At 36.0% G+C, this 25965-nt stretch carries 22 protein-coding genes; 6 read left to right on the top strand and 16 right to left on the bottom strand.

All coding sequences use genetic code 11. From position 1 onward, the window contains the following. The first annotated feature begins 74 nt into the window (after positions 1-74). Entirely contained in the window at positions 75-626 is a 552-nt protein-coding gene (locus WMO38_RS11340; protein ID WP_349162774.1) for a hypothetical protein, read from the top strand. A gap of 203 nt (positions 627-829) precedes the next feature. Here the strand turns inward: WMO38_RS11340 and gltA are convergent, their stop codons facing one another. The 5 genes from gltA to WMO38_RS11315 form a co-directional block, all read right to left on the bottom strand. Beyond that, positions 830-2212 (bottom strand): NADPH-dependent glutamate synthase, encoded by a 1383-nt coding sequence (gltA, locus tag WMO38_RS11335; RefSeq protein WP_021865367.1) that lies wholly within the window; start codon positions 2210-2212, stop codon positions 830-832. Between the two features lie 29 nt (positions 2213-2241). Then, positions 2242-3123, bottom strand: a complete 882-nt coding sequence (locus WMO38_RS11330) for a sulfide/dihydroorotate dehydrogenase-like FAD/NAD-binding protein (protein WP_349162773.1) — start codon at positions 3121-3123, stop codon at positions 2242-2244. Positions 3124-3155: 32 nt separating this feature from the next. Next, the gene (locus WMO38_RS11325; protein ID WP_349162772.1) at positions 3156-4844 is read right to left on the bottom strand and encodes a chitobiase/beta-hexosaminidase C-terminal domain-containing protein; all 1689 of its coding nucleotides are present in this window, start codon (positions 4842-4844) and stop codon (positions 3156-3158) included. Between the two features lie 385 nt (positions 4845-5229). Then, entirely contained in the window at positions 5230-9111 is a 3882-nt protein-coding gene (locus WMO38_RS11320) for an Ig-like domain-containing protein (protein WP_349162771.1), read from the bottom strand. Between the two features lie 117 nt (positions 9112-9228). Next, positions 9229-9690, bottom strand: coding sequence for a DUF2798 domain-containing protein (locus WMO38_RS11315; protein WP_349162769.1), 462 nt, complete (start codon positions 9688-9690; stop codon positions 9229-9231). Between the two features lie 459 nt (positions 9691-10149). Here WMO38_RS11315 and WMO38_RS11310 point away from each other — a divergent pair, with 459 nt between their 5' ends. Further along, on the top strand, positions 10150-11262 hold the full coding sequence (locus WMO38_RS11310; protein WP_186836118.1) for a sugar kinase: 1113 nt from the start codon (positions 10150-10152) through the stop codon (positions 11260-11262). Positions 11263-11806: 544 nt separating this feature from the next. On the opposite strand, the gene WMO38_RS11305 is transcribed toward WMO38_RS11310, so the two are convergent. Both WMO38_RS11305 and WMO38_RS11300 read right to left on the bottom strand, forming a co-directional pair. Further along, positions 11807-13294 (bottom strand): UxaA family hydrolase, encoded by a 1488-nt coding sequence (locus WMO38_RS11305; RefSeq protein WP_186836119.1) that lies wholly within the window; start codon positions 13292-13294, stop codon positions 11807-11809. A 201-nt stretch (positions 13295-13495) separates the two neighbouring features. Next, positions 13496-14998, bottom strand: a complete 1503-nt coding sequence (locus tag WMO38_RS11300) for a tagaturonate reductase (protein ID WP_186836120.1) — start codon at positions 14996-14998, stop codon at positions 13496-13498. Positions 14999-15303: 305 nt separating this feature from the next. On the opposite strand from WMO38_RS11300, the gene WMO38_RS11295 reads away from it, so the two are divergent. Together WMO38_RS11295 and uxaC are read left to right on the top strand one after the other, a co-directional pair. Beyond that, complete coding sequence (locus WMO38_RS11295; RefSeq protein ID WP_349162767.1) at positions 15304-16308, top strand: LacI family DNA-binding transcriptional regulator; 1005 nt, start codon at positions 15304-15306, stop codon at positions 16306-16308. 17 nt (positions 16309-16325) lie between these two features. Beyond that, positions 16326-17732, top strand: a complete 1407-nt coding sequence (gene uxaC / locus WMO38_RS11290) for a glucuronate isomerase (RefSeq protein WP_021866427.1) — start codon at positions 16326-16328, stop codon at positions 17730-17732. Between the two features lie 89 nt (positions 17733-17821). Here the strand turns inward: uxaC and WMO38_RS11285 are convergent, their stop codons facing one another. The 6 genes from WMO38_RS11285 to WMO38_RS11260 form a co-directional block, all read right to left on the bottom strand. Next, positions 17822-18373 (bottom strand): hypothetical protein, encoded by a 552-nt coding sequence (locus WMO38_RS11285; protein WP_021866428.1) that lies wholly within the window; start codon positions 18371-18373, stop codon positions 17822-17824. A 5-nt stretch (positions 18374-18378) separates the two neighbouring features. Then, positions 18379-19227 (bottom strand): PilZ domain-containing protein, encoded by an 849-nt coding sequence (locus WMO38_RS11280; protein WP_349162765.1) that lies wholly within the window; start codon positions 19225-19227, stop codon positions 18379-18381. 231 nt (positions 19228-19458) lie between these two features. After that, positions 19459-20055, bottom strand: coding sequence for an accessory gene regulator ArgB-like protein (locus tag WMO38_RS11275; protein ID WP_349162763.1), 597 nt, complete (start codon positions 20053-20055; stop codon positions 19459-19461). 2 nt (positions 20056-20057) lie between these two features. Then, positions 20058-20210, bottom strand: a complete 153-nt coding sequence (locus tag WMO38_RS11270; protein WP_186836124.1) for a cyclic lactone autoinducer peptide — start codon at positions 20208-20210, stop codon at positions 20058-20060. Positions 20211-20496: 286 nt separating this feature from the next. Further along, positions 20497-21240, bottom strand: a complete 744-nt coding sequence (locus WMO38_RS11265; protein WP_021865255.1) for a YebC/PmpR family DNA-binding transcriptional regulator — start codon at positions 21238-21240, stop codon at positions 20497-20499. A gap of 285 nt (positions 21241-21525) precedes the next feature. Further along, positions 21526-22104, bottom strand: a complete 579-nt coding sequence (locus tag WMO38_RS11260; protein WP_349162761.1) for a tyrosine-type recombinase/integrase — start codon at positions 22102-22104, stop codon at positions 21526-21528. A 69-nt stretch (positions 22105-22173) separates the two neighbouring features. Between WMO38_RS11260 and WMO38_RS11255 the strand changes: the two genes are divergently transcribed. Both WMO38_RS11255 and WMO38_RS11250 read left to right on the top strand, forming a co-directional pair. Continuing rightward, positions 22174-22455, top strand: a complete 282-nt coding sequence (locus WMO38_RS11255; RefSeq protein ID WP_021865794.1) for a carbon storage regulator — start codon at positions 22174-22176, stop codon at positions 22453-22455. A gap of 143 nt (positions 22456-22598) precedes the next feature. After that, positions 22599-23831, top strand: coding sequence for a flagellin N-terminal helical domain-containing protein (locus WMO38_RS11250; protein WP_349162759.1), 1233 nt, complete (start codon positions 22599-22601; stop codon positions 23829-23831). A gap of 222 nt (positions 23832-24053) precedes the next feature. Here WMO38_RS11250 and WMO38_RS11245 read toward each other — a convergent pair whose 3' ends face one another. From WMO38_RS11245 to WMO38_RS11235, 3 genes are all read right to left on the bottom strand, one after another. Beyond that, positions 24054-24296, bottom strand: a complete 243-nt coding sequence (locus tag WMO38_RS11245) for a hypothetical protein (protein ID WP_349162757.1) — start codon at positions 24294-24296, stop codon at positions 24054-24056. A 247-nt stretch (positions 24297-24543) separates the two neighbouring features. Further along, on the bottom strand, positions 24544-25089 hold the full coding sequence (locus WMO38_RS11240; RefSeq protein WP_349162755.1) for an ECF transporter S component: 546 nt from the start codon (positions 25087-25089) through the stop codon (positions 24544-24546). 126 nt (positions 25090-25215) lie between these two features. Next, entirely contained in the window at positions 25216-25881 is a 666-nt protein-coding gene (locus tag WMO38_RS11235) for an energy-coupled thiamine transporter ThiT (protein ID WP_349162753.1), read from the bottom strand. Positions 25882-25965: the final 84 nt, after the last annotated feature.

The following is a 25965-nucleotide window of genomic DNA, read 5'->3' as shown; positions in this document are numbered from 1 at the left end:
TTTTTTCACATTTTACTGATATAATTTATCCAACAAGAAAAGGGAAATTCATCTTTTCCCGGAACGGAGATAATATGGAAGAAAAAGAAGTAACTAACAAAAAAAATATTACAACAGACACAACTGATAATGAAAATATCATTGAGCAGCTCACAACAGGCAGCAATTATGAAAATTCTAACGAAAAGTATCAGGATAACCTGTCATCAGCAATAACATTTCTCGTATGTGGAATCGGCGGACTTATCGTTGTTTTATTAAATGACATCGGCATACTGAAATTTTTCACTTACAAAGGTGCATCAGGAATATTAACTAACGTTGTTTTAATTGGAATGTTCGTTGCTTTTATAATTATTGCAGTCATTTCATTTAAGGCCGCAAAGAAAGCAAAGTCCAATATCAGCACAGAAGAAAAGACCAATTACGAAATTCAGGACTGGCTCACATCCAACATAACCGCTGATATGATTGATGCATCATATGATGGTTCCCAAATGGCAGAAGAAATGAAATATTTCAGCAGAAGCAGCTACATAAAAAATGAAATCAACAAAAAATACCCTGATTTAAACGATGATATCGTTGATTCAATAGCCGATGAATATATTGAAAAAATCTTTTAAAATCATATAATTATTGCATTATTAATATTTAACAAAATACAAAAACCGTGCTTTGATAATATCCATCCGGATTAATCAAGGCACGGTTCTTTTAATTTACGCGTGTAACGAGCCAAAGTCCGTGCTTGCACGAGACCTTGGCGACTGCCGCGATAACTTGAGAAACTCGCGAAGCGTGTTTCTCATAGTTTAAAATAATTATTTTACTTGCTTAAAAATTCATCAATACCCTTTGCAGCTGCTTTACCAGCACCCATGGCAAGAATAACTGTAGCAGCACCTGTTACAGCATCGCCACCGGCATAAACGCCTTCTTTTGATGTCTGTCCATTCTCTTCTTCTGCCACAATACATTTTCTCTTATTAATTTCAAGACCTTTTGTTGTTGAACTAATAAGAGGATTAGGTGATGTACCAAGTGACATGATTACAGCATCAAGATCCATAACGAATTCTGAACCTTCAATTTCAACCGGTTTTCTTCTTCCTGATGCATCAGGTTCACCAAGTTCCATCTTTACACACTTAATGCCTTTTACCCATCCATTCTCATCCGCAAGAATCTCTGTAGGATTTGTAAGAAGATCAAATATAATACCTTCTTCTTTTGCATGATGTACTTCTTCTGCTCTTGCTGGAAGTTCAGCTTCACTTCTTCTATATACGACATGAACTTCTGCCCCAAGACGGAGTGCTGTTCTTGCTGCATCCATCGCAACATTACCGCCACCAACAACAGCCACTTTCTTAAATCTTGCAATTGGAGTATCATAGCTGTCATCAAAAGCTTTCATAAGATTGCTTCTTGTAAGGTACTCATTTGCCGAAAATACACCATTGGCATTCTCACCAGGAATTCCCATAAATCTCGGAAGACCTGCACCAGAACCGATAAATACAGCATCAAATCCTTCTTCATCAAGAAGCTGGTCAACTGTCATTGACTTACCAATTACAACATTAGTTTCAATCTTTACGCCAAGGCTCTTTACATTCTCAATCTCACTTGCAACAACTGTCTGCTTAGGAAGACGGAATTCAGGAATACCATATACAAGAACACCGCCAGCCTGATGAAGTGCTTCAAATATAGTAACATCATATCCGAGTTTAGCAAGATCTCCGGCACATGTAAGTCCGGAAGGACCTGAACCGATTACAGCAACTTTCTTGCCTTTCTTTTCTGTTGCAGGCTGTGGCTTGATATTATGTTCTCTTGCATAATCAGCAACAAATCTTTCAAGCTTACCAATTGAAATAGGTTCACCCTTAAAACCTCTTATACATTTGCCTTCGCACTGGCTTTCCTGTGGACATACACGGCCACAGACTGCCGGAAGTGCTGATGACTGACTTATTATCTTATATGCTTCTTCAATATTTCCTTCTTTTACCTCATGAACGAAACCAGGAATATTAATTGATACAGGACATCCTTTTATACACTGTGCATTCTTACAATTAATGCATCTTGTTGCTTCTTCCTGTGCCTCTTCCATGTTATATCCCAGACATACTTCTTCAAAATTTTTATTTCTTACGTCAGGAGCCTGCTCTCTGACTGGAACTTTCTTTAAAACATCCATTCTGTATTAACCTCATTCCTTCACTTTATTTAGTTGCAGTGACCGCATCCGCCGTGATGTGTATCCCCTTCAGTAAGTGCAAGCATAGCTCTTCCTTCTTCAGTCTTATACATCTGCTGACGTTTCATAGCCTGATCAAAATCTACCTTATGTCCATCAAATTCAGGTCCGTCAACACATGCAAATTTAATTTCATCTCCAACCTGAAGACGGCATGCACCACACATACCTGTACCATCTACCATAATAGGATTCATACTTACAACAGTTGGAATACTAAGTTCCTTGGTAAGAAGACAGACAAACTTCATCATGATAAGTGGTCCTATAGCAACACAAAGATCGTATTTCTTTCCTTCATTATTTACAAGGTCTTTAAGTACATCTGTACCCATACCTTTTCTTACATAACTACCATCATCTGTTGTAACATACAGATTACCCGCAACTTCACGCATTGGCTCTTCAAGAATAAGCATATCTTTATTCTTTGCACCTACAATAACATCTGCATCCACACCATGCTCATGAAGCCATTTAACCTGTGGATATACAGGAGCTGTACCTACACCACCTGCTATGAATACTATCTTTTTCTTCTTTAACTCTTCAATATCTTCATGAACAAGCTCTGATGCACATCCAAGCGGTCCTACAAAGTCTTCAAAACAGTCTCCTTCTTTCAATTCTGCCATCTTTGTTGTTGATGCACCGATACTCTGGAAAACAATTGTAATTGTACCGGCTTCTCTGTTGTAATCACAGATTGTAAGAGGAATTCTCTCGCCCTTTTCATCCATTTTTACAATAACAAACTGACCAGGCTGACAATGTTTAGCAACTCTAGGTGCTAATACATCCATCAGATAAATTTTTTCAGCCAGCTTTTCAGCCTTTAAAATCTTATACATTTATGTACCCCTTTCAAAGTAATAGTAAAAATTTAATATTGAACGGCAGAGAGTGATCCATTGTTATCAGTTATAACATAACACTGTCCGTTATTTACTCCAACGCCGTAATATCCTTCTGTTTTTGTGCTGTTTCCAGAATTAACATCTAACCTTATATAGTACATCTTAGTGCCACTGATAGTTGTTGTATTCTGATATACCAGCTTGGCAGTTCCGCCACCGCCAACCATTGTTCCTGACTGACTTACTTTATTATTTGATACGAGACGTTTCATAAGAATACTTTCTGCCTCGTCCTTTGTATAGGTCTTCTCTTCCGAAACATTATAGCTTACTCTTGTAACAGGACTTGATAAATTATGTTTATTTATGACAATTACTGATACAACATAATTACCTGCTTTATCAAGAGTAATTCCACCTGAATACTGTGATGAGTTAGCTGACGGAGTGCTTCCGTTTAAAGTATAATACGCCTTTTCGTCATCTGCAAGACCTTCAATAACAATTTTTGTTCCAACTTTTACATCAGATTCTGACGGATTAAGCACAGGTGCATCCGGTGCTTTCAATGATATAGAATACTTAAATTCTGCAACATCTGATGCAACGCCAATCGAATTAACTGCTATCGCCTTAACTGTAACATCATCTTTTTCAATTTTTATAGCTGATGAATACTTGCTGCTCTTTGTTGTCGGCTCACTTCCATCTGTTGTGTAATAAATTGTACATCCATCAGATGCCATAAGATTTATCTCTACAGAATCTTCAAAGCTTCCAGGATTTTCAGATGATGTTGGCTCATCTACCTTATAATCTGAAAGTAAGGCTTCATTCTTTGTTCCCTTATATTTTTTTATAAGCTCAGAAAGCTCTGTTCCCTTTTTCTCATCCTGATACAATTTAGCAAGAAGCGGAAGTGCCTTTTCATTCATCTTATCATACGAAAGTGCTGACTTTAACACTTCTATCGCTTTGTCATTCTGATTAACATGTACAAGTGCATCAGCAAGTTCATACATCATATCAGCATTCTTTTTTCCGTCGTTTGTATTATATGCTTTTGTAAGATATGTAACAGCATTATCATAATCCTGTGTATTGTAATACTGTGTACCCTTTTCAAGATTATATTTATATGACTTCTTATTTTTTGAATTCATATTAACTGCAATAACAATTATTATAATAACTACAAGTGCCGCTATTCCACAGGCTCCTGCAATTATAAGCTTGCTCTTTTTATCGAGTTCTTTTTTATTTTTTCCGTCTTCTGGACTTGTCTGATTTGACATAGTAACCGGATTATCTGAATTCATCTTATTAATTTTCTGCACTGTTTTACTTTCATCCAGATTTTCATCTTCATCCCAATCATTTTCATCATCTTCAATCTTTACAGGCTTGATTGATGTTGTATTTTTTGATGCATTTCCAACATATGGTACATCTATCGTAAAATCAGATGTATCATCAACAGTTTTTATATCCTGTTCATCATTAAGTTTTATAGCAGATGTCAAGCTTTTCACCTTGTCTTTGTCAACCATCTGCGTTGCTCCAAGATTAATATTTTCAGGCTCTTTCTTTATATCTTCTGCCTTTATTTTATCTTCTGAATATGCCGCTTTCGCAACATTAGTTTCTTCTTCTACAAGACGTTCCAGTGAACGTGCAAGTTCATCATCAATATCAAAATTATCTTTATCGCTCATATCGGTGACTCCTGTTTAAAATTCTTAGCATTGTATACTGCAAAGTAATAATAATATACTACGTATTCATTAAAAAAACAAGTCATATAAAATTATATATACTCTTAATATTTTGAATATATAGTGTGCTTTATTTTTTCTTTTGATTTTTAATATTTCTTTAATTAAACGTACACACTTTGCTCACATTTTTTGCATATAATAATTATCAGATAGAGTTAATAATTCTATCTCCCCCTCATATTTTATATTTATACATTGAAACAGATGACACTATGCTTCCACATTTTGTCATCTGTTTCTTTTTATATAATTACGCCAAAATGCCGAACAGCTAAGATTAATTCTTAGCCATCCGGCATTTCTGTTATTTTTTTATATTTTATTACTTAGGTATATTGGTAACTCTTACAGTACATGTCATAGTCTTATTATGAGTAACTGCAGTAACTGTAGTTGTACCTGCTTTTCTTGCAATAACCTGTCCACTTGAACTTATCGTACAAACTCTAGGATTACTGCTTCGCCATATTATTCTATCATCAGTATCTGTCCCAAGAACATCAAGCCAGTATGAATCATATTGTTCAAGTGTTATATATGACCTGCTAAGTCCCAAAGCATGAACAGTACATGTCGATGATACACCATTTGCTGTACTTTCACATACAACATCAGCTGTACCTGGACCTACTGTTGTTATAACACCATCATCATTAACAGTAACAATTCCAGTATCTGTTGAATACCATCCATATGAATCTGTATTCGTAGCTGGTCTTACTCTTACAGTAAGCTGTCTTGATTTACCTGTGAGCATATAAATCTCACTAGAATTAATCTTTATAGATGAAATATTTACAACGGGTGTTACATATACCCAGCAAACACCTTTGATATCATTGCCATCTTTAGACGTTGCTGTAACTTTACATTTACCTGTACTTAATGCAAATATCTCACCGGCTTCATCAACTACTGCAATTGCTTCATTAGATGAAGTCCAATCCACATCCTTTACTGATGCATCTTCCGGATAAATATTTGCTGTAACAATTGTTGAATCACCCACAAGCAGATGTACTGTTGATGGTTCAACGCTTATAGATGTTACCGGATTAACAACTCGTACAATACATGAATCAGACACACCGCTGCCATCCGCTGCTGTTGCTGTTATTACTGCTGTACCCGGATTATAACCAATTATATTACCTTTCTGGTCCACTGAACAAATATCATTATTTGATGATGACCATACTATATTCTTATTAGTTGCTGTAGAAGTTTCAACTGATGCAGTAAGTGTTCCACTCGCACCTATATTAAGGAACTTATTATGTTCACTCAAAGTAATGGAAGAAACATACTCTTTTACTTCAATCGTACATGCAGCCGTAAGCTGACATTCTTCTGTTGTTACCTCAATAACACATGTACCACCTTTTAAAGCAGTAACAACACCATGTTCATCTACTGTTGCAACAGTAGAATCACTTGAGAAATATGTTACATTCTTATTTTCAGCATCAGCCGGCTCAATTGTAGGTATGATTGCATATTTTGAACCAACCCACATAAGCTGGTAATCCGAATTAAGTGTAATACCTGTTACAGGCTGTGTTACCGTAACTACACAATATGCAGTTAGTCCAGTATCAACATTAGTTGCTATAATTGATGTAGTACCAGCACCTGTCGCTGTACATTTACCATCATTTTCAACCTTACAAACACTCTCATCACGGCTTTCCCATGTTACAATCTTATTATCAGCATTTTCCGGAAGACATGTAGCATTAAGCCAGAATACCTGTCCTTTTCTTACCGTAATATCTGTTGTATTAAGCACAATCTGCGTTACAGGCTGTTTTACATAAATGTTACACATTGCTGTACTTCCACCATCTACAGACTTACAAAGGATTGTACAACTACCTGTTCCTACTGCTTCAACAAGACCATTAGAATCTACAATACAAACATTTGTATTTGATGACTCCCAATATACATTTTTATTAGATGCATCTACCGGCAACACTTCAGCTGTAATTCTAAGACGCTGCCCAAGCGACATTATCTCATCTGTATAATCAAGTTTAATTGATGTTACCGGAATACTTATAATAAAGTTACATGTTGCAATAAATGCACCATCTTCGGTCTTACAAACAACAGTTGCATATCCAGGCTTAACAAATGTAACAAGACCATTCTCATCTACTGTAATTATAGATGTATCAGATGATGTCCATGTAACATTTCTGTTTACTCCTTCTCCTGCCGGATTAACTGTAGCAACAAGCTGGAACTTACCAATTGCCATTGATGATTCAACTGTTGTTTCATTTAATGTAATTCCCGTTACAGGCTCTCTTACATAAACATCACAAGTTGCAACTTTAAGTCCATCTTCCGATATAACATTAATTGTGGCTGTACCACCTTTAACACCTGTGATTGTAGCTGTATAACTATCACCTTCAACTGTTGCTACATCAGGATTTGATGTACCCCAGAGAACTTTATTATTAGTCGGTCCTGCCGGATTAAATAAAAGCTGTACAGTGGTTGTTGAACCTCTGTCAACCGTTACCGATGAAGGATTAATTGTAATTTCCCCAACCGGTGTAGTTACATAGACAATACATGTCTCTGACTTCATAACGCCATTGATTGTCTGTGTTGCTGTAATCTTAACAGTACCTGATGCAACACCCTTTACAGTAAGGACTTTACCATTCTGTGTAGTTGTTACAAGTGTCCCTGTAGGAGTTATACCATCGGCAGCCGGCTGATTTTCAACCTTGAATGTTACAGGACTCTTATTTAAGTCTTCATCTGTTACAAGTGCTTTCAAATCAAACGAATCACCAATATTAACAGTTGCACTCGTTGTACTGAGGCCAAATCCATCGATAACTACGAAATCATATTTCAACTGATACGGAAGACCATATACAGTATATAATTCATCCTGTGTTCTTGTTGCAATAATTGTAGCTTTTCCTGCTCCCATTGCTGTAACAAGACCTGTCGTTGCATCTACCTGAAGTACAGAGTTAGAAGTTGTAGACCATGTAACTTCAGATGGTTTTGCTGTTGTTGTAAGCTGTATCTGATCACCTACATTAAGATTAGTTACATTATTACCCATTTTCTTAAATGGAACAACAACATTAATCTCATCTTTCGTAAGTGCAACCTCATTGCCAAGTGTATCCTGTGAATATATACCAGCCGATACTCTTGACACACCTGCATGGACACCAAGAAGGCTTCCTGCCGTATATGTGCAGACGTCTTTATCATCACTTCTGAATGTTACTCCCGAAGTTGCAGGATACATAATATTAGAAGGAACTTCTTCCTGCATGAAATCTTTATATTCTGTTTTATCAAGAACCATATATCTCTTTACACCATTTGAAGGAGTAATTGAAGATGTCTGTATAAAATGATCCTGATCGTTTGCATTGCCCTTTCCATCAAGGAAATGAATCTTACCTGTTACTTTAAATATCTTAACAAGTGCATCTTCCTTTTCCGGATTATCAGTTGTACGTACATAAACCGTTGTCGTACCACCACCAACTACTTCAAGTGTAGCTGTACTTCCTGTACTCTGTACAAGTTTTACAACGCCATCTGATGAAACAGTTCCTGTCTTATCATTAGATGTCTCTATAACAATCCTGTTTGCATCACTCGCATTAGTTGTTATATAAAGCTGTGAACCAACTTCAAGATAATTTGGAATCGATTCGCTTCCATTATATGTAACTGTAACAGAAAGTGGAACAGTAACAGTCGCTTTTCTTGTATCAAGAAGTTCTCTTGAACCAACAATCTCATTATTATCCTCATCAAACTTCTTAGTATAATAATTAGCTGTTATTGTAGCTTTTCCTGCAAAATTTCCATGAATTACAGGTGCAAGCCCTGTAACTGAATCCATATAAACAGGATTATCTTCTGTTCCTGTTGCAAAATCAGCTATCTGTGAATTAGATGTAGACCACTCAAGTCTTTCCGGAACCGGCACCGACTCCTGTGCATTCTCATCCGTTCCTGACAAACTTGCATACAGCGTCTTTGAGGTTTTTCCTTTATAAACCGTAAGCCCACTGACACTCATCGTTATCTTGACATTGGAGCTGGCTGCAACATACATACCGACTCCACCGAAAACAATAAGAGCAAGCATGGCTGCAATAAATATTTTCCAGCCTTTCCTAAGTTTCCTTATCTGTTTCAACTTCTCCATATATATAATTCCTCCAAACATACAACATGGTATACTCTTTCAGTATCGTCATATCTTTTATATAATATTAATCTATTTTAACAATTTTTTCAATGTTTAAAGGAATATTTTTTCAAATTATTTACTTTTTTTATTAAAAAATCCAAATAAATTTCTCACAAGAGGACCTGCAATGAATATCTGCCAGAAAAATGCGACTGGAAAATTCATAAATGTTTTCTGAATCCATACTGCTATCAGCTGATTACCTGCATGTGCAAATAAAAGAGTTGCAATAAAGCTCATTATCGGACACATTATACATACTATCATAGAAGAAATAGCAAGTGTGATAAAAATCGGTCTGTCCTGTGGCGTCACAATTCTGAATGCAAGTTTTGTGGCAGATTTTTCGACAATAAAAAATTCAAGAACAAATGCAACAGGAAGCATAATTACTATTTCATGAAATGCTATGAGAAATATTTCATTGCTCATACCACCTTTATCGAGTGCTATATTATAGCACACAAGAGCATAAACCATGACAAACGCCATGACAATCGTGAATAAAACATTTTGTACCTTTGATTTTGGCATAATTAAAATCTCCTTATTCTTTAATGTAAAAAAATAAATGAAATGTGTGTTGTTCGTTATCAGCCGCATGTTATCAGCATGTGTCGTTTCCAATTTTAATAAAACCAAAATCCTTTATTTTTTGTGCGTCAATTATAATATCATATGTATATACCTCTGCATAAGTATTTTATTAGTATATATATTCCTGTCTATTCATAAAATGAGCTGCCACAGCATGCAATCTTATTGAAATCAAGGTATGACTTTAAGTTGCCTGCATTGCAGGATTCCTACCGCATTTTTAATCAGGATTGCGAATTTGTTTCACAATCACCTAAAAATATTTATTATTTAATATAATAGAATCAGCATTTTTCTTTGTCAATTTATAAAATTTTCAATTAATGTTATAGATTAAATTCAATTTATATGATAAAATACTTTAGTAATAAATTAATTTTTGGAGGTATCTAAAAAATGAAATTAAATTTAAGACCAGCTGAAGAGTGTACTTTTGACGCTGTATCATTAGGTGAAGTAATGCTTCGTCTTGATCCAGGCGAAGGAAGAATCCGTACAGCAAGAAGCTTTAGAGCATGGGAAGGTGGCGGAGAATACAATGTTATCCGTGGTCTTCACAAATGTTTCGGTATGAGAACAGCTGTTATCACAGCTTTTGCTGATAACGAAGTAGGTCTTCTTATGAAGGACTTCATCGAACAGGGTGGCGTTGATACATCACTTATCTGCTGGAAAAAGACTGATGGTATCGGTCGTCTTTGCAGAAACGGTCTCAACTTCACAGAGAGAGGTTTCGGTATCCGTGGTGCCAAGGGTTGTTCTGACAGAGCTAACACAGCTATTTCTCAGGCTACTCCAGATGATTTCGATTTTGATTACATCTTCAAGAACAAGAGCGATGGTGGTTTAGGTGTTCGTTGGTTACACACAGGCGGTATCTACGCTGCTCTTTCTGAACAGGCTTGTGAAACAGTTATCGCAGCTTGTAAAGCAGCTAAGAAGTACGGTACAATTGTATCTTACGACCTTAACTACAGACCATCTATGTGGGAAGCTATTGGCGGTTTAGCTAAGGCTCAGGAAGTTAATAAGGAAGTTGCTAAGTATGTTGACGTTATGATTGGTAACGAAGAAGACTTCACAGCATGCCTTGGTTTTGAAATCGAAGGTAACGACGAAAACCTCAAGACTCTTAACCTTGATGGTTACAAGAAGATGATTAACGAAGCTGCTGCTACATACCCTAACTTCAAGGCTGTTGCAACAACACTTCGTCAGGTTAAGACAGCTACAGTTAACGACTGGTCAGCAATCTGCTGGGCTGATGGAGAAATCTACAAGGCTGCTCAGTATGATGGTCTTGAGATCATGGATAGAGTTGGTGGCGGTGATTCATTCGCTTCAGGTCTTGTATATGGTCTTATGACATTTGAAGATGCTGAGAAGGCTGTTAACTACGGTGCTGCTCATGGTGCATTAGCTATGACTACTCCTGGTGATACAACAATGGCTTCTCTTAAGGAAGTTGAAGGTATCGTTGGTGGTGCTGGTGCCAGAGTTCAGAGATAATCTGATTCATTAATTTAAGATTCATCCAAGATGGGCGGTGTCTTACAGCACCGCCCTTTTTCTTTTGTACATTTGCAATAAAAATAGACAGCATTAAAATTTCAATTTCAGAATTCCAATACTGCCTGTCTTTATTTAATTATTTTTCATTTGTCCCAGATATATCAGTCACTCCAAATAGACATTCTACAATATTTTGTTCCATCAAACAGAAAATTATATTCACTTCCATCCGGATAACCTACTATCCACTGTTGCTGTTTTGCTGTAATATTGCTGTCGCTGCAATTGTTTCTATGCAGCCCGTCAATTTCTTAATCATCCTCATATTTTTTCTCCTTTAAATGTAATTTAAGAATTTCATGTTTAATGAATTCCCTTTTTATTCTACCCCCGATATTTTTTGTCAAGTGCCACATTGCAAAAAAGCCTGCCAAAAGCATCTTTATGATACATTTGGCAGGCTTTTATAAACCTGAAATTATTAAAATTCTTCTATAAAACTATAACCGATATCTTAGAAAAATATCATTATAGCAAGCAATTATAATGTTACACCCTGTTTAAATATTGCTAAATCATGGAAACCTGCAATTTCAGCTTTAACTTTCTTTCCTGAAGCAACATCAAGCACAAGCTGGAAAAGTTCTTTTGCAGCATCTTCAAGTGGAAGGTCATCTGTAACAATTCTACCTGCATTAAAATCAATCCAATTAGATTTATTTCCTGCAAGTCTTGAATTTGTTGCAATCTTAACAGTAGGAACCGGTGATGCAAATGGTGTTCCTCTACCAGTTGTGAAAAGAACCATCTGTGCACCTGATGCTGCACAGGCTGTAGCTGCAACAAGATCATTTCCCGGTGCACTGAGAAGGTTAAGCCCCTTAGTATTAACAGGTTCTGCATATGCAAGAACACCCTTTACAAGAGATGAGCCTGATTTCTGTGTACATCCAAGTGATTTGTCTTCAAGAGTTGTGATACCGCCATCCTTATTTCCTGGAGATGGATTTTCATAAATCTCCTGTCCATTTTTAATAAAGTATTCCTTGAAATCATTGATAAGGTGAACTGTCTTCTCAAAAAGTTCCTTGTTGGCACATCTGTTCATAAGAATTGTCTCTGCACCAAACATTTCAGGTACTTCTGTGAGAATAGTTGTACCACCCTTAGATACAAGCATATCAGAGAAAAGACCTACTGTAGGATTAGCTGTGATACCTGACAATCCATCAGAACCACCGCACTTCATACCAATAATAAGTTCTTTTGCATTAACTTTTTCACGTTTGAAGTTGGCAGCATAAGCCATAAGCTCATTCATAAGCTTCTCTGCTTCTTCCTGCTCATTTTCAACATCCTGAACCTGTAAAAACTTAACTCTGTCCGGATTTACTTCACCTATATAATCCTTGAGAACTTCTATACGGCTGTTTTCACATCCGAGACCGAGTACAAGCACTGCACCTGCATTTGGGTGATTGATAAGGTCAGCAAGAATCTTTCTTGTATTCTCCTGGTCTTCTGTTGTCTGAGAACAGCCATAAGGATGTGTAAATGCAACTACTTCATCTACGCCTTCAGGCTTATTTGCTCTTGCTGTTGCTTCAATTGCTCTTGCGATTGAATTAACGCAGCCTACTGTAGGAACAATCCATACTTCATTACGGACACCAACTTTGCCATTCTCTCTCATATATCCTTCAAAATAAGCTGGTTCTGTCGGCTCTACATCTTTATGTCCTTCAGGCTCATAAGTATAATCAAGTAATTCACCAAGACCTGTCTTTAAATTATGAGTATGAACCCATGCTCCAACAGGAATGTCAGCCTGTGCAAATCCAATTCTGAAACCATATTTAACAACCGGTTCACCCTTCTTGATAGCTTTAATTACAAATTTGTGTCCCTGTGGAATATCTTCTACAGTTGTCACATCAATTCCTGCAACATTAAGAGTAGTGCCTTTTGCAATAGGCTTTAATGCTACAGCAACATTATCATCTTTATTAATTTTAATAAAATCCTGCATCTAATCCTCCTTGTTTTGCGAAGCAAAATGCGACTGCCCTTGCAGGAGCAGAGGATTTGGCCTCCTTGTTTTGCGAAGCAAAATCCGAACCCCTTGGTGAGGAGAGGATTTGCCTCCTTGTTTTGCTCCACTATTTTAATATTAAATAAGAGCGGATGAATATAAAAACATCCGCTCTGTAACATCAAAAAGAGCTGTTAATTAATCATCAAGAGCTAAATCGTTAACAACTGCTCTCATGCCTCTTTCTCTGATATCTGTGATATATTCAGTAATAACTTCTTCAAGATCAAGGACCTTAGAAAGATCTTCACCACCAAAGAACTTAGTATTACTTAAATAAGCATGTGTAAATTCCTTAGGTGACTTACCTGAATTATCTCTGAAGAAATCAAGAACTGCCTTATCATCAGTGATATTGTACTCTTCACCATTTCTGTTACCCTTTAATACAATACCGCCATTAAACTCAGCTTCTGTCTGTGATGTATAGAAGCTCATGAGTGCTGCAATAGAGAATGTAAGGTACTTAGGAAGCTTGTTAAATTTCTTAACATAACCTAAGAATGAAGGTAAACATCTTGCTTCCCACTTAGATACTGAGTTAAGTGAAATGCTTAATAATCTATGATCTACGAATGGGTTAAGGAATCTGTCAATAACAGCCTTAGCGAACTCTTCGCAATCTTCCTTTGAAAGTGAAAGTGTAGGAATTACTTCGTTGTAAAGTGTCTCTTCCATATACTTTCTGATTACAGGATCCTTCATAGAATTCTCTACGTTATCATTGCCGGCAAGGAATGAAGCCAATACAAATGATGTATGAGAACCGTTAAGGATTCTAACCTTTCTTTCCTTATATGGATGATGATCCTTTGTAAATACTACATTAAGACCAGCTTCTTTAAATGGAAGCTCTTTTTCAAGCTGTTCAAGTGGAAGATTTGAATCACTCTCTACAACCCAGAGACCGAATACTTCAGCTCTGTCGATAAGCTGATCTTCATATCCCCATTCTTCGCAAAGCTTAGCTGCATCTTCTCTTGGGTAACCAGGAACAATTCTATCAACAAGTGTTGGGCAGAATGAACAATATTTGTTAACCCAGTCTTTGAAACCATCTTCAAGACCCCAAAGTTCGATAAACTTCATGATGCACTTCTTTAATTCAATACCATTATCAGCGATAAGTTCACATGGAAGTAAAATAAGTCCCTTATCAGCTGCACCATTGAACTTCTGATATCTCTTGTAAAGGAGCTGTGTAAGCTTTCCTGGATATGTCTTAGGAGGACGTGCATTAGGATCGTTATCCGTCTCATCATAAACGATACCAGCCTCTGTTGTATTAGAAACGATAAATCTAAGAGTCTCACTTGTGCCATACTCAATATATTTATCATAATCTTCAATAGCTGCTACAGCATCAACAACAGATGTAATCTGACGTGTGATTTCCTTAGGCTGTCCATCAACAAAACCTCTTAACTGAAGTGTGTACTGGCATTCCTGATCATGGAATCTTTCAAGTGTTCCGAACTCGATAGGCTTAACGATTACAACACCACCGTTAAAATCTGTCTTTTCGTTAGTGACATCAAAAATGTAATCAACGAATGCTCTGAGGAAATTACCTTCACCAAACTGCATAACCTTTACAGGTCTGTCAACTGCATGTGTAATACTCTTGTTTAATCTTTGCATCATTAATCTCCTTTTTATTTAGGGCAATACCCTTTTTTTACTTAAAACAAGTTGAGATAAGTACCTTTCGGTACCATGTCATAAAATAAACATATGACATCTTGTAAGTTTGTAAGTGCATTATGTAAGTGCTTACATTCCTTAAAATAACCTTATTGGCTACCAAAGTCAATATATTTTTACATAAAAATTAAAAATTTAACAATGCACTTGTTTTTATTATCATACCATTGTATAATGATTTTATCAATATGTAAGTGCTTACATTTACGTATTTTTATATTTTGGAGGACTAAATTAACCCTATGAATATTTATGACGTATCAAAAAAAGCAGGCGTTTCCATTGCCACTGTTTCAAGAGTATTAAATGGCAATCACAATGTCAGTGAAAAAACACGCAGCAAAGTTATTTCTGCAATGAAAGAACTTGATTATACGCCTAATATATTTGCAAGGGGACTTGGTCTTAACACAATGAAAACAATAGGAATAATGTGTACTGATTCTTCTGATACATATCTTGCCAATGCAGTTTATTATGTTGAGCAGAAGTTAAGAAGTTTTGGATATGATGCACTGCTCTGCTGTACAGGCAATGACTATATTAACAAAAAAAAATATATGTCACTTCTTTTAAGCAAACGCGTTGACGGAATTATTCTTATTGGTTCACAATTTGTAAATAACAGTCCCGGCTCGGATAACTCGTACATAGTTGATGCTTCTTCTGAAATACCGATTATTCTTGTGAATGGTTATCTTGCCGGTGATAATATTTACTGTGTAATGTGCAATGACCATGATGCTGTATACAACGCTGCATCCGACATGATTAAAGCCGGCCACCGTGACTTTGTATACCTTTATACAAGCACCTCTTTCAGCGGAATGAACAAGCTTCGTGGATTTAAAGATGCAATGGACGAAGCAGGCATACATATTGATAAAGACAGATTTCATCTATGTACAAAAAGCATTTCAAAATCAAATGATTATTTATCTTTTATTTATGAAAAAAATGTACCATTTGATGCAATACTCACATCCGATGACTCACTTGCCGTCGGTGCTGTAAAATTTGCATATAAGCATGGTATTAAAGTACCTGATGAGCTGGAAATTGTCGGATATAACAATTCGGTACTTGCAAATTGCACCGAACCGGAGTTATCATCTATTGACAGTAAGGTTGAACAGTTATCTTCCAATGCTGTTGACCTTCTTATGGAGGTTTTAGGTGGAGGCAGTGTTTCTAATATTAATACTGTCACTGCTGATTTAATAAAACGCCAAACAACAAAATTTTAATTTTAGGAGGAAAGACCATGAAACAATTTATGGACAAAGACTTTTTACTCTCAACACCAACTGCACAGCATTTATTCCATGATTACGCAGACCAGATGCCAATCGTTGACTATCACTGCCACATCAACCCTAAAGAAATCGCTGAAGACAGAAAGTTTGAAAACATCACACAGGTATGGCTCGGCGGCGACCATTATAAATGGCGTCAGATGAGAACTAATGGTGTTGATGAAAAGTACATCACAGGCGATGCTTCTGACAGAGAAAAATTCCAGAAGTGGGCTGAAACTCTTGAAATGGCTATAGGTAATCCTCTCTACCATTGGAGTCACCTTGAATTACAGAGATATTTCGGTTACACAGGTATCTTAAACGGTGATACAGCTGAGGAAGTATGGAATCTTTGTAATGCTAAGCTTCAGGAAGATTCTATGTCAGTAAGAAACTTAATCAAACAGTCAAATGTTAAGTTAATCTGTACAACAGATGATCCTGTTGACTCACTTGAATGGCATAAGGTTCTTGCTGAAGACAAAACTTTTGATGTTAAAGTTCTTCCGGCATGGAGACCTGACAAGGCTATGAACCTTGAAAAGCCTGAATACCTCGACTATTTAAAGACATTATCAGATGTAAGCGGAATTGAAGTTAAGTCATTCGCTACATTAATTGATGCTTTAAAGAACAGAATGGAATTCTTCGCTTCTATGGGATGTTCAGTTTCTGACCACGCTCTTGAGTATGTAATGTACAAGCCATATACAGATGCTGAAATCGAAGCAATCTTCGCTAAGAGACTTTCTGGCGAACAGGTTACAGTTGAAGAAATGAACAAGTTCAAGACTGCATTCATGGTTTCTGTAGGTAAGGAGTACAACCGCCTTAACTGGGTAATGCAGCTTCACTATGGTACAATCCGTGATAACAACGTATTAAGATACAACCAGCTCGGTCCTGATACAGGATATGACTGCATCAACACTTATGACTGCTCAGCTGAAATGGCTCAGTTCTTAAATGCATTAAACAGCACAGACGAACTTCCAAAGACAATCATCTACTCTCTTAACCCTTCAGTAAACGCAGCTATCGGTACTGTTATTGGATGTTTCCAGGATTCTAAGGCAGTAGGTAAGATTCAGCAGGGTTCTGCATGGTGGTTCAATGACCATAAAGTTGGTATGACAAACCAGATGACAAGTCTTGCTAATTTAAGTCTTTTAGGCAACTTCATCGGTATGCTTACAGACTCAAGAAGCTTCCTTTCATATACAAGACATGAATACTTCAGAAGAATCATGTGTGAATTAATCGGCGGATGGGTTGAAAATGGCGAATATCCAAACGATGAAAAAGCATTAAAGAAGATTGTTGAAGGTATTTCATACAACAATGCTGTAAGATATTTCGGATTTGATTTATAAAATATATTTATAGCTATCTAAAATAAAAAACGGATTTTGAGTATCGGTGTTAAGCACACATCTCAAAATCCGTTTTTTTATTTTCTTTTTTATTTTCTTATATGAAGTTTTGTATTACCATCCAGCTTACTCGTAGTTTCCTGTCTTCCAAACCGACGATGTTTCTCATCTTCTCTTCCAATACTGTGCATGCGTCCTGCCATATCCGGTTTATTATGAGGTTTTTCTCCCAAATCAGGCGACCACATTGCCTGTCCGATATTTTTTGCAATCTTCATCATACATTCCGGGCAGTAACGACCGTATCTTATATCAGTTCCACATCTCTGGCACTTAATATATACGTCTGAGCCATCAGGTATCTCAACTCGCCCCTGTTTTAAAAATCCATCAATAACATCAAGGCTTACACCTGTTGCGTCAGCTATGACAATTGCAGGCTGTGGACCATTTGTATCAAGAAAATCTCTTACCTTTCCAAAATCTGTAGGCTCTTTTCTGCCACATCCAGGGCATTCATACATTTCTCCGTATACATATTTCATATTGTTACCGCAAAAAGGGCATATTTTTGCTTTTTCAAACTTAACCTCTTTGCGTTTTTTCATCTTTTCCATACTATCTAAGTGCTTTGAATCCATCTTACCTATACCCTCTTTCCTGAATACATATTCTTAAATACTTTTCTTCTTTCATCCCTGTCAACATTATCAATTTCACGCTTACCTGAAAAATGGGTTACTCTATGCTTCTTCTCCCCTTTTAAAAGTAAAGTATTATTGCTCCTTCTAACATTTCCTGCCGGTGCATCTTCTTCCTGCGACAATGCCGCAACTATCTTACCCTTTTCTTTATCAGATATACTTTGTCTTCCATTAGCCATGTTCTGACGCTGTTTATCATTGATATATCTTGACAATTGATTATTTGTAACACTGAGCCTGCATCCATACAGATACTTCTGTTCATCTATTTTTACTTTTCTTACAATAATTCCCATAAGGCTGATATTATATTCCATGTCATTAAAAACAAGCCTTACAGGCATATTAAGAATAGACTCTATTTCTTTTTCTGAAAGGAATGAAAAACCGGTCTCACTCACATCTTTTACAAGCACTTTGGCAGCACTCTTATTGAGACCAAGCTGTGCAATACCACCACAGCCAACATACAGCCTGAAAGCTTCTCTTCTGTTATTTTCAAACCCCTCGGCAAAAGCTGTAACTTTATAATGCAATTTTTGATTATATGTAATCATTGTACATTTCACATTTTTGAATATAATAGGAGCTTTATTTTCTCTAATACACATCAGATTAACATGAATTGCACTATTATCCAGTCCCAGAAGTTTGCCATTAACTCTTATCGCCTCTGTCACAAGAGCACCATCCTGCACTGTGACGCTTACAGTAGGAAGTTCTATCGTCTGTCCATTCATGCTAATCTGCATAACTATAGCCACTCCAGCCTGTATCTCAACTATTTTCATATGCACCACCAGCCATTATTCTATTTCACTAAATTTAACTTATTATATATTACCATTTATTTAATAAAAATAAAAGTGTTTTATAAAAAAATGCATTCAATCATAATTTCTATGAAAGAATGCATTTTACATGTATATATTTGTACCCGCTCTATAATTATAATCCTCTCATCCCCTCCTGATATAATCAACCTCATAAAAACGTTTCAAGATAATTGTGGACTATAACATTTATCTGGACTCTCCGTTCATAAGTTCCGTTTTTGCAAAAAACTGCTGCAACACACGAAGCAGATGAAGTGCAGATGTGAGAATTATTCCCAGCATAACACAGACTGAATATCTGAAAAAACCAGATGAAAACACTGCCAATGCGGCAACGTCAGCTAAGAAAATCAACACAATTAATATTTTCTTAAAATACTGTTTTTCATCATATGTCAATCTGTAATTTACAGAATCAACCGGACCTAGAACCATCAGTTCAATTGAAGCTGCTGCTGTGATAAATGAAATAATCCACTTATTATCTATATATTGGGACAAATATGTAAATCCTGCTATAAGTCCGCATGATAGAATCAGGCATGTCCATATATTCTTTGTATGATAACCTCCGCTGAATCTGCGGATTATCATAAATGGTATAATAAGAAGTACCGCTTCTTTTATCATGCCCATAAGACTGCCTATTACCAAAGCCGCAACAATAGGACAAATAGTTATTAATACAGATTTCAATGCATACTCGTATAATCCCTTATCTTTTTGTTCTATGACATTTTCATCCGCAAGCCACTGTGATATTTTTCCCAATATTTTTTGCATAATTATCTTACCTTCTTAAATTTTTTAATTTCAGATGGCATCTCTGGCTGATATGCTATCCAGCTTGATGCTGTGTTGGCATCAATTTTTAAAACTGCCTCTAAAACAGTTTTAACAACTTTAACACTTTTTCTGCTGCTGTTTTTTCCTGTCATCGCATTGTCCTCCTTTCTGTATTTCTGCACCATATAAGAATTTTAACTCATTAAAAAAAACATTTCAATAGGCTTGTAACGAACGGTATCTGATTTGCAACGAAAGGTATGAAATTTTACATTTATAAACTTCCTATAGTTATTTTTATTTTTAATAAATAGTATTTTGTGCTTTTTCGGTATTTTTCAGTTTTTATGAAATCATATATCAGCTGTGCACTGCATTTAAAAAAGCTGTGTACCAACTCCTTAGTACACAGCAAAAAAATCACTATTATTATATTTTTTATTCTTCATCTGAATCTGGCTCATCCCAATTATGATATACATTCTGTACATCATCTTCTTCATCGAGAAGTGCAAGAATACGACGCATTTTTTTCAAATCATCTTCTGATGTAAGCTCTACATATGTCTGAGGAATCATTGTAACTTCTGCTGAGGCAAATGTAATTCCGTCATTTGTAAGTGCTTCATTTACAGCATCAAAATCATCCGGTGCTGTTGTGATTTCATAGCAGTCATCTTCCTCGTTGAAATCTTCTGCACCTGCATCAAGTGCCATCATCATAAGCTCATCAGCATCCTTGTCACACTCTTCTTTTGCCACAATCATCTGTCCTTTCTTATCGAACATGAATGATACGCAGCCTGGTGTACCGACATTACCGCCGCCCTTTGTAAATGCATTACGGATATTTGAAGCTGCACGGTTACGGTTATCTGTAAGTGCTTCAACGATGATAGCTGTACCATTTGGACCATATCCTTCATATGTAACTGATTCATAATCTGTCATATCGCTGCTGGCAGCTTTTTTGATAGCTCTGTCGATTGTATCATTAGGCATGTTTGAAGCTTTTGCCTTTGCAACAACCTGTCTTAATTTACTGTTGTTATTCACATCAGGGCCGCCTTCTTTTACAGCAACCATGATTTCTTTACCAAGTCTTGTAAAAATCTTTCCCTTTGCTGCATCATTAGCAGCCTTCTTATGTGCAATATTCGCAAATTTTGAATGTCCTGACATATAAATTATCTCCTTAAAACTTTTAATTTTGATTCAAAGCTTATCTTTTTATGTGATTTTCACACCAAATCCACCTTATCTTTAGATAAGCACTATTGTTTATTTTACCACCTGTGCTTGTCTAATACAAGTATAATGTTTTCAAATTTTCACATACTAAAAAGGATGCAACAATTTGTTTTAAATTGTTGCATCCCTTATTTGATTACATAACATATATCGTCCAACATTTTAAATACTTTAGTGTAAATATTAATTTAATTTATTATTTTCTTTTAATAAATATTATAAATTCACATTAAGAAACACTGAATCCTTATCATCCTGCTTTATTCCCAGATAACGCTTCGTTATCTCATATGATGAATGATTGTATATATCCATAAGAACTGCCGGCGGCGTTCCGCATTTCCACGCATAATAACCAAATGTTTTTCTCATAGAATGGCAGCTTATTCCATTTTCCAGATTAAGTTCTTCCGCTGCATGCTTGATAATCCGAAATGCCTGGGAACGGCTCAGATGCCCACCATTATTTTTTCCTTCAAAAATATAATCCTCACCAGAAATCTTTTTCAGAAACTTCATGTATTCCTGCAAACCATTTCTTGCATTTTCATTTATCGCAATCCATGTTTCCTTGCCTGTCTTTTTCTCATAAGTAATAAGATGTTTCTTGAAATTTTCATCTTTGAAATTGTATACATCCTTCCACTTCAATTCCAATAAATCACTTATCCTTAGTGCCGAATTAACCCCAAGACAAATCAAAACATAATTTCTCATGTTTGGCTCATCTTTCAGATAAAACTCCCTAAGTGCTGTTAAATCCTGCGTGTCTCTTATTGGTTGTGATGTACTCATATGTTTACCTCCCTTGAATCAGGGATGCAACATTTTAAAACAGTTTGTTGCATAGACAAGGAGGTTAATTTGTTAAAGCTCACAATCAAACCGGGTGAGTTTATCGACATTGGAAAAGACATCCGTGTCGTATATTCCGGCGGTTCCAACGGAAACATACATCTACTCATAGATGCTCCACGGGAACTTAATATTGTACGAAGCAAAGTATTGGCAAAAAACAGTGCCGCAAACGATGGCGAAAATTCACGTTTCATATCGCCCTACTACGCTGAGTCAAATCTCTCGCCGGAAACACTCACAAAAATCCGCCGTCTTATCAAAGAGGATAAAGACAACCGCAACAGATAATATTCAGTGTTGGCATGGTAACACTGTCTATTATATATCTGCCACATCATTTTGCATAGCACTTATGTAACAGGTGGCAGGGTTCAAATTCAGGGAACGGAGTCCCTGAAAATAAAATTTTATTAAACACGGAGGTACACACTATGGTAGTACAACACAATTTATCAGCAATGAATGCTAACAGAATGCTTAATGTAACAACATCAGCACAGTCAAAGTCAACAGAGAAGTTATCTTCTGGTTATAAAATTAACCGTGCAGCAGATGACGCAGCTGGTCTTTCTATTTCAGAAAAGATGAGAAAGCAGATTAAGGGTCTTACACAGGCTTCTTCTAACGCTCAGGATGGTGTTTCTGCTGTTCAGACAGCTGAAGGTGCTTTAACAGAAGTTCACTCAATGCTTCAGAGAATGAACGAACTTGCAGTTCAGTCTTCTAACGGTACTAACTCACAGACAGACCGTAAGGCTATTCAGGACGAAATCGACCAGCTTACATCTGAAATCGACAGAGTTTCTGAGACAACAAAGTTCAATGAAACATATCTTTTAAAGGGTGATGCTACAAAGACAGATACAGCTTATTTCATGGAATCAAAATATAATTGTGCAAATGAAATATATGTAGAAGGCTCAACGACAAAAATCGCTAATTCGGATGAATTAGCAAAAGCTATTAAAGATGGCAAAAAGATCTATAAAAAGGCATATGATCAGACTAATAATGAACAGACTGCTGCTAATATTGCCGTTAAAGGTGTAGATTATGCGTATGTAACAAAATTATATGATAAAAATGGTAAAGAGGTATCTGCCCAGAATATTCAGGATTCAAAAAATGCAGATGGTACTGCTGCAACAAACTATTATACAAGTAGTGCAGGAGAGGCTGGTAAAAATGCAACACCTGCAACCAATATGGAAATAGCCAAAGATGATGCTATAAAATTTACAAAAGGTTATGAAGTTAATGGTTCTATCTCTTTCAGTCTTCATGTTGGTGCTGACTCAGCCGAAGACAATAAGATTGTAGTCAATATTGACTCTATGAGTGCAAAAGGAATTGGTGTTTATGGTCTTAAAGTAGATACAGAAGATGATGCTACTGCTGCTATCGACCGTATCGCAGAAGCTGTTCAGAAGGTATCTTCACAGCGTTCAACACTCGGTGCCGCACAGAACAGACTTGAGCATACAATTGCTAACTTAGACAATGTTGTTGAGAATACAACCTCTGCTGAATCTCGTATCCGTGATACAGATATGGCTCAGGAAATGGTTAATTACAGCAAGAACAATATTCTTGCTCAGGCAGGTCAGTCTATGCTTGCACAGGCTAATCAGTCTAACCAGGGTGTTCTTTCACTTCTCCAGTAATCAACATTATCTGATTAATACAGTTTAAGAATTTTTCTTAAATCAATCCCCATACCGGACAATTCCATGCATGTCTGGTATGGGGATATTTTTATGCTTATTGCTTCATTTTGATATTCGTGTTAAACTTTATCCTTCCAACATGAAAATATAACCTTTTGTCTATGTGGCTTTTAAGTGACTTACTGCTTTTCTCAAAAAATATAATAGTATGTACTTTCTTCATATTAGCATATGACCTTTTTTTTGATAATTTTTCATATACTCATCATTTTCATTTTTCTTTGTCATATCCTGCAACATTCTGAACTGTCTTAAAACAAGGTCAGCCGAATAACATGTAATTCTTGCCGCCGGAAAGTCATACGGAACCTTTTTTATCTCAATATTAGTAATACTTCCGTCATCAAGTCTTACAACCATATCCATTATTACAAAAGAATTAATCAGACATAAGATACCCATACATTAATCTGCTAGATGAGTTATCTCTAAGAGACTGCAATGCCATTTCATAATTTGGCAAAGCGTCATGACTAACAACTTTAATGTTGTTATAAGAATTTGTTTCTTTTTGTTTATCTTTCAATAAAAACCATTTACATCGATGCTTTTTCCTTTCCTAATAATAAATATGCATACTCATAGTATATTTATATCATATATATTATGAGTATGCAAGCTATTTTATATTAATAATATTATTTATTATTTAATTAAATTTTTTAACTTTGGAAATTCCAAATGCAACAAAAAGATATACTGCAAGATTCACAACTGATTTAAGGAGCAGCCCAGGTGCCGATGCAATTCCTGCCGCAGCACTTCCATATAAAATTCCGCCAAAGAAAACATATCCTGCAGTCATAAATAATAGTGTAACAACAGCACCTGCAATTCCTCTTATAGAAAATACCTTGCACCTCTGTACATTATTTTTGAAAAATGCACATGCAATAACGGGCATAATAGTCTTAATTAAAAGTGTAGGTAACGCCCATATTGCATAGCCTGTCAAAATATCCGCCATAGCTGAACCGATTCCCCCAGCTAATGCTCCGACAACCGGTCCGAAAAAATAAGCACTGATTAAAATAACACTGTCACCAAGATGTGCATATCCAAGTGGTATTGGAATCTGAACCACCATTGTTGCAACACAAGTCAATGCCATTAATACAGCCGTAACACACATCTGAACAACATTAATATGCAATCCTTCTTTTCCATTTTTCACTTCTGTCTGTTGTAATTCCATAATTCTCTCCTTGTCTTTAAATAAACTTTTATTGAGAATAACAGAATATGTGACATGTGTATATTGCCATTTTAAAACAATTTGATAATGCCAGTTTGACAATTTATTTTTTTAATAAATTTTGATTTATACAAGCATATTTTTTACATATACTAATGCCTTTTTAACTGGCGGACATGAAATCAAAGCCACCGTAAGTGCCGCCTCAAGACCTATATAAGCCCCATTATAGGCAACAGAGTATAAAAATGCACTATTAAAAAATTCAGGCGTATATACAGCAAAAAATATCCATCCTGATAAAAATGAAAATATAAATCTTACTATCACTCCTAACAGATAGCCTTTCACAAGTCCATTTTTTACCTTTGAGAATACTCCAGATAATCCTAACGCACCAAACGCAAATATATAATCAAGGAACATCTGATAAACATTAATTATATATGGGTCAATAAGCATCTGTAAAATGCCATATCCTACTGCCATAAGAATCCCTGTCTTCACGCCAAACCAATATCCTATAAGTGTTATAAAAAACATGCTGAATAGCGTAACTGAACCTCCCATAGGAAGTTTAACAATTTTAATCATAGATGTTACAACCGCAAGTGCAACTGCCATGGCGGAAAAAGCAATCTGCCTGACTCCAATCTTTTTATCCTTTTCAGCTATCATACACCCAATTGAAAAAAGCACGATAAACACGGCTATCAATGCAATATATCCTGCCGCTGTTAATTGATACGTAACTTTGTATTCATCAATATTTTTTAATATAAAAAAGTTCATAATTTTTGAGACCGTTTCAAGTTTTGTGTAAACGTTAAAAACTGATATAAGATTTGTGAATAGTTACAAATGGGCAGAGCCGAT

This window comes from Lachnospira hominis (ex Hitch et al. 2025) (genome assembly GCF_040096395.1).
Taxonomy (GTDB): domain Bacteria; phylum Bacillota; class Clostridia; order Lachnospirales; family Lachnospiraceae; genus Lachnospira; species Lachnospira hominis.
The sequence above is the reverse complement of the archived record's forward strand: the minus strand, read 5'-3'. Positions and strand labels throughout refer to the sequence as shown.

What these genes read in the sequence shown, in the direction of transcription:
- gltA (WP_021865367.1), bottom strand. Translation starts at nt 2,212, where the DNA reads ATGGATGTTTTAAAGAAAGTTCCAGTCAGAGAGCAGGCTCCTGACGTA.
- WMO38_RS11265 (WP_021865255.1), bottom strand. Translation starts at nt 21,240, where the DNA reads ATGTCAGGACATTCAAAATTTGCGAATATTGCACATAAGAAGGCTGCT.
- WMO38_RS11325 (WP_349162772.1), bottom strand. Translation starts at nt 4,844, where the DNA reads ATGAGCGATAAAGATAATTTTGATATTGATGATGAACTTGCACGTTCA.
- WMO38_RS11240 (WP_349162755.1), bottom strand. Translation starts at nt 25,089, where the DNA reads ATGGAATTACAACAGACAGAAGTGAAAAATGGAAAAGAAGGATTGCAT.
- uxaC (WP_021866427.1), top strand. Translation starts at nt 16,326, where the DNA reads ATGAAACAATTTATGGACAAAGACTTTTTACTCTCAACACCAACTGCA.
- WMO38_RS11285 (WP_021866428.1), bottom strand. Translation starts at nt 18,373, where the DNA reads ATGGATTCAAAGCACTTAGATAGTATGGAAAAGATGAAAAAACGCAAA.
- WMO38_RS11300 (WP_186836120.1), bottom strand. Translation starts at nt 14,998, where the DNA reads ATGCAAAGATTAAACAAGAGTATTACACATGCAGTTGACAGACCTGTA.
- WMO38_RS11250 (WP_349162759.1), top strand. Translation starts at nt 22,599, where the DNA reads ATGGTAGTACAACACAATTTATCAGCAATGAATGCTAACAGAATGCTT.
- WMO38_RS11310 (WP_186836118.1), top strand. Translation starts at nt 10,150, where the DNA reads ATGAAATTAAATTTAAGACCAGCTGAAGAGTGTACTTTTGACGCTGTA.
- WMO38_RS11235 (WP_349162753.1), bottom strand. Translation starts at nt 25,881, where the DNA reads ATGAACTTTTTTATATTAAAAAATATTGATGAATACAAAGTTACGTAT.
- WMO38_RS11280 (WP_349162765.1), bottom strand. Translation starts at nt 19,227, where the DNA reads ATGAAAATAGTTGAGATACAGGCTGGAGTGGCTATAGTTATGCAGATT.
- WMO38_RS11260 (WP_349162761.1), bottom strand. Translation starts at nt 22,104, where the DNA reads ATGAGTACATCACAACCAATAAGAGACACGCAGGATTTAACAGCACTT.
- WMO38_RS11270 (WP_186836124.1), bottom strand. Translation starts at nt 20,210, where the DNA reads ATGACAGGAAAAAACAGCAGCAGAAAAAGTGTTAAAGTTGTTAAAACT.
- WMO38_RS11330 (WP_349162773.1), bottom strand. Translation starts at nt 3,123, where the DNA reads ATGTATAAGATTTTAAAGGCTGAAAAGCTGGCTGAAAAAATTTATCTG.
- WMO38_RS11340 (WP_349162774.1), top strand. Translation starts at nt 75, where the DNA reads ATGGAAGAAAAAGAAGTAACTAACAAAAAAAATATTACAACAGACACA.
- WMO38_RS11245 (WP_349162757.1), bottom strand. Translation starts at nt 24,296, where the DNA reads ATGGGTATCTTATGTCTGATTAATTCTTTTGTAATAATGGATATGGTT.
- WMO38_RS11305 (WP_186836119.1), bottom strand. Translation starts at nt 13,294, where the DNA reads ATGCAGGATTTTATTAAAATTAATAAAGATGATAATGTTGCTGTAGCA.
- WMO38_RS11275 (WP_349162763.1), bottom strand. Translation starts at nt 20,055, where the DNA reads ATGCAAAAAATATTGGGAAAAATATCACAGTGGCTTGCGGATGAAAAT.
- WMO38_RS11315 (WP_349162769.1), bottom strand. Translation starts at nt 9,690, where the DNA reads ATGCCAAAATCAAAGGTACAAAATGTTTTATTCACGATTGTCATGGCG.
- WMO38_RS11320 (WP_349162771.1), bottom strand. Translation starts at nt 9,111, where the DNA reads ATGGAGAAGTTGAAACAGATAAGGAAACTTAGGAAAGGCTGGAAAATA.
- WMO38_RS11295 (WP_349162767.1), top strand. Translation starts at nt 15,304, where the DNA reads ATGAATATTTATGACGTATCAAAAAAAGCAGGCGTTTCCATTGCCACT.